Source organism: Rummeliibacillus sp. G93 (assembly GCF_023515935.1).
GTDB lineage: Bacteria > Bacillota > Bacilli > Bacillales_A > Planococcaceae > Rummeliibacillus > Rummeliibacillus stabekisii.
This window is the reverse complement of record NZ_CP097314.1, coordinates 1,913,637-1,929,841: the sequence shown is the minus strand read 5'-3', so window position 1 is coordinate 1,929,841 and position 16,205 is coordinate 1,913,637. Positions and strand designations below refer to the sequence as shown.

Annotated in this window: 13 protein-coding genes; all 13 read left to right on the top strand. The window is 36.3% G+C overall.

Going from position 1 to position 16,205, the window contains the following annotated elements:
- Window positions 1-142: 142 nt before the first annotated feature.
- The gene (locus tag M2M59_RS09660) at window positions 143-1,954 is read left to right on the top strand and encodes a DNA ligase D (RefSeq protein WP_249775999.1); all 1,812 of its coding nucleotides are present in this window, start codon (window positions 143-145) and stop codon (window positions 1,952-1,954) included.
- 106 nt (window positions 1,955-2,060) lie between these two features.
- Complete coding sequence (locus M2M59_RS09655; protein WP_147196773.1) at window positions 2,061-2,282, top strand: WYL domain-containing protein; 222 nt, start codon at window positions 2,061-2,063, stop codon at window positions 2,280-2,282.
- 559 nt (window positions 2,283-2,841) lie between these two features.
- Window positions 2,842-3,138: a WXG100 family type VII secretion target gene (locus M2M59_RS09650; RefSeq protein ID WP_147196775.1), complete on the top strand. Its 297-nt coding sequence runs from the start codon at window positions 2,842-2,844 to the stop codon at window positions 3,136-3,138.
- Between the two features lie 283 nt (window positions 3,139-3,421).
- Complete coding sequence (esaA, locus tag M2M59_RS09645; RefSeq protein ID WP_249774463.1) at window positions 3,422-6,847, top strand: type VII secretion protein EsaA; 3,426 nt, start codon at window positions 3,422-3,424, stop codon at window positions 6,845-6,847.
- Window positions 6,837-7,310 carry a type VII secretion protein EssA gene (essA, locus tag M2M59_RS09640; RefSeq protein WP_147196779.1) on the top strand — a complete coding sequence of 158 codons (474 nt, stop codon included), beginning with the start codon at window positions 6,837-6,839 and terminating at the stop codon, window positions 7,308-7,310. The genes esaA and essA overlap by 11 nt, the downstream gene beginning before the upstream one ends.
- A complete protein-coding gene (locus M2M59_RS09635) occupies window positions 7,300-7,563 on the top strand; it encodes an EsaB/YukD family protein (protein ID WP_249774462.1) in 264 nt (87 codons plus the stop codon). The genes essA and M2M59_RS09635 overlap by 11 nt, the downstream gene beginning before the upstream one ends.
- A complete protein-coding gene (gene essB / locus M2M59_RS09630; protein WP_249774461.1) occupies window positions 7,563-8,852 on the top strand; it encodes a type VII secretion protein EssB in 1,290 nt (429 codons plus the stop codon). The genes M2M59_RS09635 and essB overlap by 1 nt, the downstream gene beginning before the upstream one ends.
- A gap of 12 nt (window positions 8,853-8,864) precedes the next feature.
- A complete protein-coding gene (gene essC / locus M2M59_RS09625; RefSeq protein WP_249774460.1) occupies window positions 8,865-13,325 on the top strand; it encodes a type VII secretion protein EssC in 4,461 nt (1,486 codons plus the stop codon).
- A gap of 2 nt (window positions 13,326-13,327) precedes the next feature.
- On the top strand, window positions 13,328-13,738 hold the full coding sequence (locus tag M2M59_RS09620) for a hypothetical protein (RefSeq protein WP_249774459.1): 411 nt from the start codon (window positions 13,328-13,330) through the stop codon (window positions 13,736-13,738).
- Between the two features lie 13 nt (window positions 13,739-13,751).
- Window positions 13,752-14,057, top strand: coding sequence for a WXG100 family type VII secretion target (locus M2M59_RS09615; protein WP_066788226.1), 306 nt, complete (start codon window positions 13,752-13,754; stop codon window positions 14,055-14,057).
- Window positions 14,054-14,722 carry a DUF5081 family protein gene (locus M2M59_RS09610; protein WP_249774458.1) on the top strand — a complete coding sequence of 223 codons (669 nt, stop codon included), beginning with the start codon at window positions 14,054-14,056 and terminating at the stop codon, window positions 14,720-14,722. The genes M2M59_RS09615 and M2M59_RS09610 overlap by 4 nt, the downstream gene beginning before the upstream one ends.
- Window positions 14,719-15,030, top strand: a complete 312-nt coding sequence (locus M2M59_RS09605; protein WP_249774457.1) for a hypothetical protein — start codon at window positions 14,719-14,721, stop codon at window positions 15,028-15,030. The genes M2M59_RS09610 and M2M59_RS09605 overlap by 4 nt, the downstream gene beginning before the upstream one ends.
- Window positions 15,027-16,157, top strand: a complete 1,131-nt coding sequence (locus tag M2M59_RS09600) for a pre-toxin TG domain-containing protein (RefSeq protein ID WP_249774456.1) — start codon at window positions 15,027-15,029, stop codon at window positions 16,155-16,157. Before M2M59_RS09605 ends, M2M59_RS09600 begins: the two co-directional genes overlap by 4 nt.
- Window positions 16,158-16,205 lie beyond the last annotated feature (48 nt).

Below are 16,205 nucleotides of genomic sequence, written 5' to 3'. Positions count from 1 at the left end.
TAGGTTTTATGTATGCCAAATTAAATTAAGTGAAAACTACTGAGCGTATAAGTTTTTCATATCTAACAAAATGGGGAAGTAATTAATGCTAGTTGATTCAGGATAAATGGAAAAAGAAAGAAGGTGCACTTTTTTGAAACCAATGCTTTTAACAGCTACAGAGACTATTCCTTCTGGTGCTGACTGGCTATTTGAAACAAAATATGATGGGTTTCGCTGCATTCTTGAATGGAATAAGGATATAGAGCTATATAGCAGGAATGAAGGGAATCTAAGTAAGCAATTTCCTGAGATTTTAGATTTTTTAGCATCTATTAAAGAGAAAATGAAAAGTTATTTACCATTAGCTCTGGATGGCGAGCTAGTTTATTTAGCCAATGATTACAAAAGTGAATTTTCTATCGTACAAAGCAGAGCGCGTCTTCGTAGCAAGGAAAAAATTAATGATCAACGCAATCATTTTCCATGTCAATTTGTTGTTTTCGATATATTACAAATAAAGGGAAAAGATATCACGAATCTTTCTTTCTTAAAGCGAAAAGAAAAGCTAAAGGATCTATTTGAAAAAGTATCATTACCAGTTACGGTGATGCAGAATAATTTAGCATCAGTGCAAATGGTAGAACCTTTTGACAATCCCAATCAATTGTGGAAACAACTAGTTATATATAATGGGGAAGGATTGGTTGCGAAAGAAATATCAAGCCAGTGGATAGAAAATACTCGTACCAATAGCTGGCTAAAAATAAAAAACTGGCGATATGTAAATGTTATGGTTACCGCATATGAACAGGAAAATAACTTTTTTATAGGAAGTGTTCTTAGTGAAAAAGAATTTGTAGAAGTTGTAACATTTAAACATGGCATGAAAGAAGAGGAGATAAAAATTCTTTCCCAGTTATTCAAACAAAATGGAGTCAAAATAAACCAAAACCGGTGGGAGCTATCTCCATCGATTGTTGTTAAAATTGCCTGCATCGATTTTGTTGGAGGGAAATTGAGAGAGCCTAGATTTGAAGCATTTCAGTTCAATATAGAGCCAGAAGATTGTACATGGCATAAACTAGAAAAGGATCTATACCCCTTACCTTCCTCTGTTGAAATAACTCATCCCGACAAACCAATTTTCCCATTGGTAAGGATTAAAAAGAATGATTATTTGTACTACTTGCAAGTTATTTCCCCCTATCTATTGCCATTTTTATTCAATCGTCCACTCACATTAATTCGTTACCCACATGGTGTGCCGGGAGAAAGCTTTTACCAAAAAAGTGCCCCAGTCCATGTACCTTCATTTGTGACAGTAAAAGATGATCAGCTATATTGCAATAATGTTGAAACGCTTCTTTGGCTTGGAAATCAACTAGCAATTGAATATCATATTCCTTTTCAGCCAGTGAATTCAAGTGGTCCCACGGAAATTGTCTTTGATCTCGACCCTCCCTCTGTTGAAGCATTTCATTTAACCCTTGAGGCTGCACAACAAATGAAAGTAATTTTTGATGGGCTAGGTTTCTTATCTTTTATAAAAACATCGGGAGGTAAAGGAATGCAGATCTATATCCCATTACCTGCAAATTCTTTTACCTATGAAGACACAGGATTGTTTACAAAGTTTATCTGCGACTTTTTAATCGAACAAGCTCCATCACTTTATACAATTGAGCGGCTCAAAAAAAATAGGAGGAAAAAACTCTACTTGGATTATGTCCAACACCGTGAAGGAAAAACCATTATCGCTCCTTATTCACCAAGGGGGAACGAAAGCGGGTTTATTGCAACCCCTCTTGAATGGGAAGAAGTGAAACCAGGCTTAACACCGGACCAATTTACAATACCAGTCATGATCGAAAGGGTACGCGCTAAGGGAGATTTATTCCGTCATTTTCGGAAGAATGTGAACAACAACGAGGAAGCGCTAACGCGATTTTTGAGAGAATTAAAAGGGGAGTAAAGAGAACGTCTATTTTAAAGTCATACCAAACATTACTAATTGAAGTAAGTACGTTTGTTCGGTATAATTAATAAGAACATATATTCTTATTTTTGGAGGCAATGAAATGAAAGAGCAGCTGATAAAAGCCATGCAGTATAACCAATTGATCGAGGTGGTATATATGGCTAAGGGTGGTAAAATGACTAAGAGGCGAGTTCGAGTAATTAAGATTGTAGGCAACAAGTTTCAAGCGTATTGTTTCAGTAAGGGTAGTATTCGCACGTTTATCATTGAGAATGTTCTCGCTATGTTTCCAATAGTCTGTCAAAAGAAAAATGTGATTTGAAAAAGAAAACTCCTCAAGGATTTCTAATATAGATTATAACCTTCAAAGCAAAAACGTCAGTATACTTGCTTGGAGGTTTTTTTGTAAAATAATATAACCTATTTAATTATTTTGATATAATTTTATATCCATTATTATGCTGTATTTATATGTAATTGGATAAATAAGAGAAAAGAAAGAGAAGCTCAGTTAGTTTATGGAGCAAATGTACTTGGAGTATTATATAGCTTGGAAAGATATTTTCTAATATTTAAGATAGTTTTAAGTATTTTTGCCTATTTAATTTTAAAAAATTGTCCGATAGTTAGCCCTCTAAAGAGAGAGTTGAGAAAAAAAGGTACTTTTGGATTAATGTGATTATCATTTACCATTATGGAAAAAAACTCTTGATATAGCTGGTTTCATACATAAGGAATATGTTATCTCATATTCGAGATAATAAGTATATTAATATAATTTATGTTGACCATAGTGACCTTGTCAAATAAAATTTTTATAGTAATCAATTTTCCATTTGCTAAGTATGGAGGAAATTTTAAGAAATAAGGAGCTGTTGAGAATGTCAGGACAAATTCGTATGACCCCCCAAGAATTAAAAAGTAAAGCTACAAAATATGGGTCAAGCAGTGATCAAATTAGAACAATATTAGATGAGTTATCAAACCTTCAAGAACAATTACGTTCTGAATGGGAAGGTAAAGCATTTGAACGATTTGACGACCAATTCGAACAACTGAAACCAAAGGTTAAGAACTTTGCACAACTACTTAATCAAATCAAAGATCAACTTGACCAAACAGCAGATGCTGTAGAACAACATGATGTACAACTTTCTAAAAACTTCGGATTACAATAAAAATTCGTTATCCAGCATTTTGCAGTCTTACCTTCACCTCTAACAAAACAACAAAAGTGAGGGTTAACTGCCCGGAGAACAAATATTTAGCAAGATCGGAATGTTTGCGAACGGAATAATGCTCAGCTGTGTAGAAACGACTGCTGAGTGAGGTGTCATTTTATTCAACGATGGTTCACTGGTGTAAACGAAATAAATTAGTAGTAAACCTACTAGCTTGAGGACCGTTGAAAACTTTCGACGGTCCTATTGCTCTTTAGATGAAAAATAATGAGGTGTAGAAATGAAGAAATATCGGTTGCCATTTTTTATTGTTTTAGCTCTCCTTTTAGCGGCAATCATTGCATACATACCATTTCAATCGGCAACAAAAGAAAGAACAGAAAAAGCAGATTTTAAAATGGATGTCGCAATTGTTAATCTGGATGAACCTGTAGACTATAATGGGAAGAAATATAACTTTGGAGAAGAATTTAAAAAGAGTTTGGAAAATGACGATTCACATCGTTTCCATTTAGTAGATACAGCAGAAGCAGAGGATGGCATTGCAGATAAACGTTATAATATGGCAATTACCATTCCAAATGATTTTACAAAAAGAGCACTTTCAATCGATAAGGTAAGCCCTGAGCCAATAGAGCTTTCCTACAAATTAAACGAATCAGATAATGAAATTACAAAAGCACAGGCTCAAAAAATATCAGGTGACTTATTAAACTCATTTAATCAAAAAGTAATTGATGTCTTTTTTGCAAGCGTGATAGGGAACCTGCAATCTGCTCAAAATAATGTAAAAGGCATTGTGAAAAAGCAAGACCAACTAGCAGCAACTTACACCTCAGATATCCATGATCCATTAAGAGACTATTCTTCTACCTTAACGCAAATTGAAGACAGCACGAATGGAACAAGAAACTCATTTGTAAAACTGAACAAAGGGTTAAACAACTTTGCACAAGAAGCTCAAAAAAGTGTCAATGGTACTTCAGGATTATCGAATACGATGACAATGATGCAACAGTATATAACGGATGGAAATGATGGACTTAATTCGCTTATAAGCAAAATTACCGAAAACAATGATTCTTTAATGGCCGGCAATACTGAGGAATCATTAGAATATATCAAAGACCAACAAAAACAATTAAACGAATCATTTGAAGCAGATACAGGTTTACTAACAGAGATTCAAACATCTTTAAATTCTACAAGAGATGAAATATCTCGCTCTACCGTAACTTTAAAGGAACGAATTTATAATGATTTATCGAAAGAAGCTTCAGATTTAATTAATGAATCATTAAACGATTCCTTATCAGATCCTAAAAATGAAGCAAAATTGAATGCTCTTTTCTCTGTTCCTAAGGGCACGATTGAAAAAAATATTTTAAACAGCATTGATCAACTACCTTCCCTAGACGAAGAGCAATTAAAAGATTTAGATGTATCTGATACAACGAAAGATCAATTACGTAAGATTATGGCTGCAGCTAAACAATATGCTGTTGAAAACAAGCATCCTATTATTTCAAATGGCCAGTTATCTATTAATGATTATATGCAACAAATGAAACAAAAGCTTGCGACCGAAGGAGCAGTAATTGCTGATGAAGTAAATATTCCTGCGCAAGAAGCTGGCAGCCGAACATTCGCTATTAGTGCTCCAAATGGATTTGTAACAAAGAATATTGTATTAATGCTGCCAAATGGCGTTGTTTTAAATAATATTCAACCAGGTAAAATTGATTTGCCCACCGTACCGCAAGGAAAAATGAAAGTATATGCAACGTTTGTCTTAGCTGATTACGCTACAGATATTCTGGCTCCAGTTCATTGGTCTTGGTCAATTAATAGCCATAGCGAAGAGACAAATACAGCATTGATGAAGAATATGGTGACACGTGTGTCACTGCCAGCTAATTCACTAAATACAAACGAGGCACCTGTTCCCTCGCAAGATGCACCAATTATTGAAGAGGATGCCCAAGAAACAACTATCGAAAAACCAGAAGTTAATAAAGATACTGGCAAGACAAATGAATCTAATCAAACAACTGATAAAAATGAAGAGTCAACGAACGAACCAAAGGAATCAGAGGAAAAGAATCCAAATGTACAATCAAACTCTTCTAAAAATGCAACGATTAAGGAGAAACAATCCACAAAAACAGGCGATTCAGACGAAAAAGAGTCACCTAAAAAACCAAAGAGTACCGAAACAAAAACTATTACCGATAATGCGATACACCATGAGGTTACAACAATACTTGCATCGCAGGAGGATATTCCGACTCAACTAGTCATGTCCATTTGGAATTATCAGCGATTACAAGCATTATTGAACCTTTATTATAGTATCGATGTAACGAATCCGGAGCAATTTGCACAATTAAGCCACTCCTCATTTGAGCAAGTAGGTAGTGCGAATGCTGATTCCCTTTATTATGCTCTTTCGAATAAAGGGATGAAGGAATTCATCATTTCTACTCTTAAACAAACATTAATAGACCGTACTACTGCAAAACTAACGAATGATATGGAATCTCTTAATAAACAAGTCATTTCTTATAATGATGCACTGAATGGTATTGCAGAGAAGATACCTAACCTATCGCAACAACTAAATGATTCGAAAGAAGTCGCAGAACAACAAGTAGCTGATATTGATGCACTAATACCAACTGCTGCAGAATGGAAAGAAGCAAGTGGTCATCTAGCTGATACTGGTTCGAAGTTAACTGAGCAAAATGAAAAAGGAGGAAAAATAAGCATAGAATTGGAGGATGGTCTTAGTGATTTATTAACCACAAGCGACACGGTAGCTAGTCGAGCAGAGGCAGCATCTCTTCAAGCTGGCACTGTTTATGATACATTTGATGGCATAAATCAAAAAGCAGAGCAAATTAAAATAGGCGGAACAAACATTGCTCACAAAGCTGATCAGTTAGCTGATAATCTTATTCAAAAGGTATCAAATGATAATGATTATGCATCAAACTTTAGCAATGTCCTTGCGAATAGCAAAATTGGTAATAAATCAAATGAAGCACTCTATGCATTCTTATCAAGCCCTATTGATATGTCAAAATCATCGATAAAAAATGCACGAGATACTCGTTCTACATTCTATTTACTTATAATTTCTGCATTCTTAGCTTTGTTTACAGCATATGTAATTGCTGGATTTAAACGATTCAGCTTTAAGAAATCAGATTTTGAAGACGCTGCACAACAAAGTATAATGGCAACCAATTTGCCAATCACTTTATTTACGACAGTTATTGCTGCTATAGAAGGGTTAATTGTTGGTGCGATTTCCCTAAGCATTAATAAGTCAGCCATTGTTTCACCGTCAATATGGATGGCGCTTACAGCATTATGTATGGTTTTATTCGTACTTGCAGCAACATACTTACTTCGCCAATGGAAAATGGTTGGTATGTTTATTATCTTATTGGTGATTAGTATGTACCTATTCTTTACTGAAGCGCTTGGTTTTGACTTTGAAAGATCCCATATTATTCAACAATTTTCCCGTCTATCACCATTGCATTATTTAGAAAAAGCAATTTCAACTATTTTAAATACAAATAGTAGCAGTCTTTTAACCATATCTATAATCGTTATTTTAGGTTTGATTTTCTTTGTATTAAACCTATTTGTTTTTAAATTTAGACGTCCGAAAGAAGAAGTGATATATGAAGCGTAAGGGGATTATATTACTGTTAATTGTTATCGCTTGGATCATGCAAGCAGTGTCTGTCCAAGCTGATGAAAAGAATGGACAGTTAGACATTGATATCCATCGCATTAATCAAAACAAAACAAAAGTCGACAGAACCGATCATTCTGTTGAAGGGACGGAAGATTTATTTACTGATGAAAGTCTTCAACTGGATAAAGAGATCAGACAAAAAGAGACAGATAAGAAATCAGAGACGCTACATTCCCTTTTTCGAAATGACTTTATGGAACAACAAACACCTTCAACAGATCAATTATTCAAGCAGCCGATTAGTCTGAGTAATATACAACGAGAAGAAACTGCAGAGAGTCCAGCGATTAGCTGGCTCTTTGTCACTATTATTGCTCTGATTATCAGTCTTTTTTGTACAGGACTGTTCCTTTTACTTAAAAAACTAAGTGTAGGTGAAACATATGATGAATCATAAACGCGTCACAATTGATTTTATGCAGATCGGTGGCGGCAGCTACGATATTGCCATTTCTCAAAAAATGACTGTCAAACAATTATTGCAGGCTCTTGCCGCAAGTTTGCATACTTCAATCGATTTGAATAGCGTTATTAAATTACCTTTAAAACAAAAAACAATGATGCCTGAAGACAGATTCATGGATTATTCAATATCGAATGGAGAACTACTGGTCGTCTACATCGAACAAGACAAAAAAGGGGAGTCATAATGGAAGACAAATTAATATTAGGAGCGGTCGAATTATCTGCAAAAAAGAAAGATGACCGACTAATTCTATCTTTGCCACAAGCTGATACCTCTCTTCGCAATACACAGGAATTACAGCTTTTAAATCAAGACAAAAATTACTTTATACAAGCTGATGCTCAGGTGCAAGACGAGAACTTAGAGTTTCATTACTTATTAACAGATATGCGTTTTTTTGAACAGATAAAACAATTAGACCGAGAGCACAAATTACGCATGCTCTTTAATATAGGGCGTTTCAGCTCTATGTTAAACGGGCGTACAACTCTCGTTTTACATCCGGATAATCTAGTCTTTGATATCAACTTAATGCCTTATATGCTTTATCGTGGCATAAAAAATATTCTTCCGCCATTCCAGCATGAAGAAGAAGTGTTTTTAAAGGCTTATAAATGTCTAGCGATTGCTACGTTTTCTAAGGAATTTAAATTTGATGATCTTATGAACGGTGCTTATGAACGAGCAAAGCAGACATCCTTCGAAAAAGCTGTACATCAGTCACAGAACGTAGAAGAGCTGCAAGCATTATTAAAAAAATATTATGAGGAAGAACATAAGAAAGCAGCTCTAAAGTTTGAAAAAGTATCAAAAGCTCAATTTAAAGGTTTTAAAATTGCAACGATTGCTTTAGGTGTTGTTAGTATTGTGTTAATTTCTCTTGTTTTATATGCTTTTAGCTCTAAAATCCCAACAGAAGAGCTGTACAACCAAGCAAATGCATCCTATATCAATGAAAATTATATAGATGTAAAAGAATCTTTGAAAGACCAAAAAATAGAGGATATACCCAAAAGTATAAAAAAGATTTATGCGATTTCTAGTATTAAAACTAGTTTGCAAGAGGAAGAAAAACAAACAAACGCAATAAATTCTATATCGTCTATTTCAGATGAGCGTCTTTTAAATTATTGGATTAATATAGCAAGAAACGATTTTAATGGAAGCTTAAAGATTGCAAAAAGCCTAGATGTAAACGATTTGAAAAAGTTCAGCATCATCTTGTATGAAAATCAGTTGAAAAAAAATACAAAGATGAATCAACAAGAAAAAGAGGATAAATTAAAAAATCTTGAAGTTCAATTAAATGAAATAACTGAAGAAGAAGCAGCTGCACAAGAAGCTCAAGAATCTGAAACGCAAAAAGCAGCTGAAGAAAAACAAAAACAAATAGAGGCACAAGAAAAACAGAAAGTAGAAAAGCGAAAGAAGGAAAGCAAGGAAAAACAAGATAAAAAAACAGACAAAGAATAGGAGGTGAAGGAAATGAAATATATATTGACGGTATCTAAAGGAGACTCCTTCCATCGATATGAATTCCTCGCATCTCAACCAGAGGAAATCACGATTGGTGGAAATACAAAAGCAACTATTACGATGTCATCTGCAAAGAGCGAGATTATTTGCAAGTGGGATGGCCGAGAGTTAACTGCGGATGATAGATTACTAAACTTTAACCAAGTCGAAACGATTGGATCCCTCTCACTTATTGTCTATGAAATGGAAGAAATGTGTTTTGATTTACTAGATATAACACAGTGGACAATCGGAAATGTGGAAGATGATTCAATTTATTTACATAAGGAGAATCCAGGAAGAATATTTATCCAAAATACAGGGCAGCAGGAATATTCCTTCTTTGCTGTTAATAGCAAGCTTATTGTCAATATGTACGCTAAAGAAGAAGGACAATTTTTTGATGGTGATCTGTTAGCAATTGCCGATATTTTATTCACTATTCAGGATTCACAGTTATTCGTGTATAGTCCGAAAAACAGCTGTAAGATTCATTTGCCAAGCTTGGCCATTAAACATCCAGTAGTAAAACATACGTATCATCGTTCACCGCGTGTCCGATACCACCAACCTGATGAGGAAAAAATTATTGCCAATCCGCCAACAAGGCCATCTAAACCAAGCGAACAGCTGGGAAGATTGATTGTGCCGCCATTAGTGATGTTGGCTGCCATGATTTTGGTATCCATCTTTAGGCCTTATGGTATTTATATTGTTGTTATGCTTTCAGCGACCATTGTGACTGTCATTTTCTCGGTTACCTCTTATGTACGAAATGTGAAAAAATACAAAAAAGATATGAAAGAACGAGATGAAAAATTCAAAGCATATCTTCTAGAGAAATCGAAGGAATTATATCTTGCACAAAAAGAGCAGGCGGATGCATTAACCTATCATTTTCCACAGATACCTGAGCTATTACAGCTGTTGCAGGAGCAATCTGCAAGAATGTATGAAAAAACGCCATTTCATAATGATTTCTTATCCTATCGCTTAGGTAAGGGACCAGTGGATGGTAGCTTTCCCATCAAAATTAATGTAGAAGAATTCACTTTAGAAGAAGATCCGCTGATGGAAAAAGCCATTGAATTAGAACGTCAGTATAATCATGTTGACGATGCACCGGTTATAGCTGATTTAAGAAGCGGTGCAGTAGGTTATATCGGAAAACGTCCACTTGTCTTGCAGCAACTGAAACAAATGATCGCACAACTAGCATTCTTTCATAGCTATCATGAATTGCAGTTTGTGATGGTCTTCAAAGAGCAAGAGAGGCAAGAATGGGATTGGATGCGTTGGCTTCCACATGCGAGCTTACAAAATATAAACGTCCGTACATTTGTCTATCACGAACGTTCTAGAGAGCAAGTAATGAACTCACTTTATCAAATGTTAAAAGAACGCAAATTGGAAACGGAAAAGAAGAATACCCGAGACGCAAAAGTTTTCATTCCACAAATCGTTTTAGTGATTACAGATGAAACCATTATTATGGATCATACCATAATGGAAATTCTTCAAGATGATTGCAGGCAGCTGGGTGTTTCTGTTGTATACGTGCAAGATGTTGTAGAATCGCTACCTGAGCATGTATCAACAATTGTACGAGTTAAAGATTCAACGACAGGGGAATTATTTATTCAAAATAATGAATTGAAAAAGCAATCATTTGAATTGGATTCTGTTGTTTCAGATAGTCTGCTTGAAGAGTTGACGAGAAGGTTAGCAGGCTATGAACATCTGCAAAGTCTAGAAAATCGTATTCCTGAGAGTATAACGTACATGGAAATGTACGGTGTGCAAACAGTTCAAGATTTGCAAGTATTAGAACGCTGGCAAAAACATAAACCGTATAAAAGTCTAGCTGTACCGCTTGGACTTAGAGGAAAGGACGATTTGGTTTATCTTAACCTTCATGAAAAAGCACATGGACCGCATGGTTTAGTAGCAGGTACTACAGGTTCTGGTAAATCGGAAATCATCCAGTCATATATTTTATCTTTAGCAACTAACTTTCATCCTTATGATATCGGTTTCTTATTAATCGACTATAAAGGAGGGGGGATGGCAAATTTATTCAAAGATTTGCCGCATTTACTTGGCGTGATTACTAACCTAGATGGTGCTCAATCTATGCGAGCGTTAGCATCGATTAAAGCCGAGCTTCGAAAACGCCAGCATATTTTTGGTCAACATGAGATTAACCATATTCATCAGTATCAAAAATTGTATGAAGAAAATAAGGTACAGGATCCAATGCCTGAACTCTTCATTATTTCGGACGAATTTGCAGAATTAAAAGCCGAACAGCCTGATTTTATGAAAGAACTAGTATCAACAGCGAGGATTGGACGGTCTCTTGGTATTCATTTAATCTTAGCAACTCAAAAGCCAAGCGGCGTTGTAGATGATCAAATTTGGTCAAACTCGAAATTTAAACTCGCTCTTAAAGTACAAAATGAAAGCGACTCAAACGAAGTTCTCAAAACGAAAGATGCAGCTGAGATTACACAGCCAGGGCGAGCTTACTTGCAGGTAGGGAACAATGAAATCTACGAGCTTTTCCAAAGTGCATGGAGTGGAGCTACCTACAAAGGCAACCAGACAGCAGAGGATGTAGAAGATTTTACTATCTATACAATTAACGAGCTAGGTCAGTATGAGGTGTTAACAGAGGATTTAAGTGGCTTATCGCAACAGGACGTACCAAAACGGCAATCCACAGAATTAGAGGCAGTAGTTGAAGAAATTCATCAAGCTGCAATAGTACAGAGCATTCAAGCACTGCCAAGACCTTGGCTGCCACCGCTAGAAGATAGAATTAGCCGACATGAATTAGGCGATGTAGTGAAAGAAAAGCAACGTTTAACAGCAAAAATTGGGATGATTGACTTGCCTCATGAACAAGCGCAAATACCATTTGCACTGGACTTTGCACGAGATGGTCATGTCGCTATTTTTGCAAGCCCAGGCTATGGGAAGAGCACTATGCTTCAAACAATAGCCATGCAAATAGCGGAGAATTATACACCAGAAGAAGCCCATTTTTATTTACTCGATTTTGGAACAAATGGTTTACTGCCACTTCGTAAACTACCGCATGCAGCAGATATGATTCGTTTAGATGAAGAATTAAAGCTGCAAAAATGGATGAAACGCATGTCAGAGCTTATCAAGGCACGTAAAAAGCTTTTAAGTCAAATCGGTGTCTCAAACGCTGCGATGTATAAGGAATTAACGCATGAAGAATTACCTGATATTCTGATTTTCGTAGATGTAATGGATGCTGCAAATGAATCACCATTAAAAGATGATTTTGATAGTTTGATGACAATCATTGCACGAGATGGGGCAGGCCTAGGCATCTTCCTTATTCTAACTGCAAGTAGGCAACTAGCTATTCGTACACCAATCTTGATTAATATCAAAACTCAAATCGTACTGTATATGATTGATCAGTCTGAAAGCAGAGGAATTATGGGGAAAGCAGATGTATCCATTGAAGAGATGCCAGGCCGTGCGTTGATTAAATTAGATGAGGTCACACTCATGCAAGTAGCACTACCTGCAGAAGGTTTGGATGATGTGCAAATTGCCGAAAACCTACGTAAGGCAATTGATGAGATTCAAAATCAGTGGCATGGTAAAAAGCCTGCACCAATTCCGATGGTACCAGAAATCGTAACAGAAGATTTCTTCTGTGCACTGCCGTCTGTTAAGGATGCATTAGGAAATAATAAATGGCCAATTGCCGTGGATATGGAAAAGGTAGAAGCGGTGTCAATTGACTTTAACTCACATCAGCATTTACTCGTTATTGCGGATACTGAAAGAAGGTTTATGCAAGCATTTGAAACCATTTTATATGCAATGGATCAATCGAATATTGTTCCTCAGCTATTAATAGTCGACCAAGTAACAGCCGTCTATAGTTCCTTGCATAGTGGCCAATCGCAATATGTCCAAAACAATGATGATGTAGCTGCATTAATTGAACAATTACTTGAAGCACAGCAGGCGAGACAACAATCTTATATCGAACAAAGAGAAAATGGCATTACTTCTTTAAAAGCGTTTGTACAACAACTAAGCCCTATTGTTGTGTTGTTTACTGATATGGAGGCAATTATTAATCAACTGTCATCCACATCGCAGTCTCAATTAGCGAAGGTTATCTCAGAAGGGGCTACTTACGGCCTGCATCTAATTTTCGGTATGAATAGCCAAATGACAAGAAGCTATGATGAAGCTTCAACGGCTTTGAAGAAATTAAGTACAGCATTATCAATGGTCCGATTAAATGATCAATCCGTTTTAGAAGTACAAAGACCATATCGTGAAAAAGAGTTGAATGCTTCAGAAGGCTATATGATAAAAGGTAATCATGTTGAGAAAGTGAAACTATTATCCGCAATGAAAGTAGGGGTGTAGACATGGCGTGGGAAGATTTTAATATACTTGATTTCTTTTTATTAAATGGGAATGAAAAGAAAGCTAAACAATATCGTCAATTATCCCGTGCTCTAACTAATGATAAGGAAAAGTTGGAAAGTCGCATGGATGATATAGAAGATTCTACAGATGCATATCAGCAAGAACATCCATCGTTAAAGAGCGAAGGATTTCCTGCAAATTTATATAAGACAAAACAATCACTCGTTGACCAGAAGATGCTAAAGCTAATGGAAGAGTTAAAAGGTGAAAAAAAATCCTATACCTCAGCGATTAATATTGCCAATGAACGAGCTGGACATTATCAAAGGTTGGGAGAGGAAGAGAGAGAAAGAGAAAGAGAACGAGAAAAAAGAGAAAGAGAAAGAGAACTAGAAAAACAAAAAAAGTAATAGGAGGGTCAATATGTCTCAAGATGTTGAAATTAATGGCAGCCAATTAAATGAAGCTATTGCTCAAGCAAAAGTAATCAAAAGAGCACTTTACGACGCAAAAGCAAGTGCTGAAGGTTTTTCCAGTACATTAAGCGGTTCAGAATGGTCGGGTCGTGCCAAAGATGAATTCACAGCTTTTTTGGATATCATCATCCAATATCATGATGACATTTGTGGGGCAGCTCAAAAAAATCTGGAATCCCTAGAGAAATTAAAAAAACATATGGATGAGTTGATGCAAGAAGACATTGTTGTTGAAGTGGAGGGGATTGGATGACAGCAAAATTTACTGCAGAGGAATTACTACTCCTTGCCTCTGCATTTGATTGCCGCATGCTTTTTGGCTTGCCGGATAGGCAATTGCTAGTAATGAATAATCAACAAGGCTTTGGTGAGGCAAAACAAGGCCTTGTTGATAAAAATATTATGGATGTGGAAGGTAAGTTAACAAAGGATGGCTTCACTCTTGTACAGGTTTTAGAGCAATATGCTTCAAGCGACCGTTATATAAGGCTTGATAACCTGATGACAGGTTTTGGCAAGGATGAGCACCTCATTACTATCAAATGGCTCGAAGAGGGGAAATTCCAGTTGTTTGTTCACCAGGATATAGCTTTTCTAAAGAGAATTATGGAAGGTTACCCACTCTTTAATCGCGAACCCTTACAGGAGGATACGAGCTATTTAAAGAGGCAAATTCAAATGGAAGAGACTGAAGAATACTTTGAATCAGGGAACCCGACTATTCAATTGGAATGCTTTACTATCAATTATGAAGAACAATCCTCAACTGCTGAGCAATGGATGTTTTTTGAAAATAATGGGCAGCTGCAAGGTATTGATATAGAACATAATATAGCCTATCAGCTAAGCCAATATTTTCTTGTGAAGAAAATTTACGATTTTTATCGTTTTCCTTATAAGGAGGCCCACATCCAATGAGTCACGAAATAAAGATGAGTGTAGACGAAATGGTGTCTTTTCTGAAATATATTGAAAAAATTATTACAGAATTAGAGGTCAATATGAAACCTGCTATCGAAAATTTGAATAATATTCAATTCTACCTAGATGGCAAGGCAAAAAAGATTATGGGTTCCTATACGGATGCGAATAATCGGATGCTGGAGTTAAATAATTTATATAGCCGTGCTTTCTCTGTAGTCAACGGCATTATGAATAGCATGATAGAAGAAGATGAAGCCCTTGCCACAGAAATAGCGAAAGGACTGGGGCTGATCGAAGAGTGAAGCTATTATACGAAGCGGACAAGTGGTCAAAAGTTGCTAGCGCTTTAGAAAAGGTTAATGAAGCCCACAAATACGATAATAAATATGAAAAGTCAGATGATCTATTCAAAGACTCCAAAGCTGAAATATCAGAAAAGGATATAGATCATGCCATTTCTTTTAAACCCAAAACCTATGAACCAGTGGCGAAACCCATTCGCCAAGATTATAAAAAGTTATATGATTATGCTAAGGGTATTGGCAAAGTAATTGATGAAAAGGTAGATGATCCCTTCTATAAATCGATAGACGGGTATATTCAATCAATGGCTGACCTAAATATATCTTCTTATAATACAACCAACACGATACATGTTGAAGAAGGCTGGTTGTTCAAGACCGATAAAGCAAGCATTACAATAGATGATCTATATGAAGCAGACACCACTTATTCAGAAAATCTAAAAGAAGAATATAATCAATGGAAACTGCAAAATAAAGATCAAGAAGATGTTTCAGAAGAAGATTATCGTACTGCGGCTCTTAATACAGGAGCCTTCGAATACGAAGGTTTACGAGCAGGCCAAGAGAAGAAGGAATTTTGGTTTAACCTTATTGCTGCAGGACTTGTCATTGGCTTGACGATTGTCTGTCCCCCAGCAGGATTAGTAGCCGGTGGTATTTACACTGCTGTTGATGTGGGCGGAGCCATAAAAGGGGAAGATCTGATTTCGGGAAGAAAGCTCTCGGATGAAGAACGAATCATGCGAGGCGTTTTTTCCATTGCTCCTGCAGCAGGCGGACTGGCTATACGTATGACTCTCAAAAATGTTCCCGCTCTTGCTAATGTGGTGGTTAAAACATCGAAAGCTCTGGATAAAGCTGCCAAGCCAATCAAAAATTCTGTAGACAATCTTGCATTGAAAACAAAACAAACTGCAGCAAACGCCATTCGAAATGCAAATCATCTGGGAAGACAACATGCCAACCAGCTAAAATATATGCTGAAACATCCAGTGAACGCAGCAGTAACGTCCAAAGCAGGAGAAACGACCATCAAGAAATCAGCTAAATTCATCGACGAAGCATTGCGGCCAGTACATATCAAGACAGTGCAGACAACAACAGGTGAGAAAGTAGTCGCATGACTTCAACGGGGTGAAAATGCAGGGAAAGTTTCGAAGAAGGCTGATGAT

Coding starts and splice junctions, on each gene's coding strand:
- M2M59_RS09660 (WP_249775999.1), top strand. CDS start 143: ATGCTTTTAACAGCTACAGAGACTATTCCTTCTGGTGCTGACTGGCTA.
- M2M59_RS09655 (WP_147196773.1), top strand. CDS start 2,061: ATGAAAGAGCAGCTGATAAAAGCCATGCAGTATAACCAATTGATCGAG.
- M2M59_RS09650 (WP_147196775.1), top strand. CDS start 2,842: ATGTCAGGACAAATTCGTATGACCCCCCAAGAATTAAAAAGTAAAGCT.
- esaA (WP_249774463.1), top strand. CDS start 3,422: ATGAAGAAATATCGGTTGCCATTTTTTATTGTTTTAGCTCTCCTTTTA.
- essA (WP_147196779.1), top strand. CDS start 6,837: ATGAAGCGTAAGGGGATTATATTACTGTTAATTGTTATCGCTTGGATC.
- M2M59_RS09635 (WP_249774462.1), top strand. CDS start 7,300: ATGAATCATAAACGCGTCACAATTGATTTTATGCAGATCGGTGGCGGC.
- essB (WP_249774461.1), top strand. CDS start 7,563: ATGGAAGACAAATTAATATTAGGAGCGGTCGAATTATCTGCAAAAAAG.
- essC (WP_249774460.1), top strand. CDS start 8,865: ATGAAATATATATTGACGGTATCTAAAGGAGACTCCTTCCATCGATAT.
- M2M59_RS09620 (WP_249774459.1), top strand. CDS start 13,328: ATGGCGTGGGAAGATTTTAATATACTTGATTTCTTTTTATTAAATGGG.
- M2M59_RS09615 (WP_066788226.1), top strand. CDS start 13,752: ATGTCTCAAGATGTTGAAATTAATGGCAGCCAATTAAATGAAGCTATT.
- M2M59_RS09610 (WP_249774458.1), top strand. CDS start 14,054: ATGACAGCAAAATTTACTGCAGAGGAATTACTACTCCTTGCCTCTGCA.
- M2M59_RS09605 (WP_249774457.1), top strand. CDS start 14,719: ATGAGTCACGAAATAAAGATGAGTGTAGACGAAATGGTGTCTTTTCTG.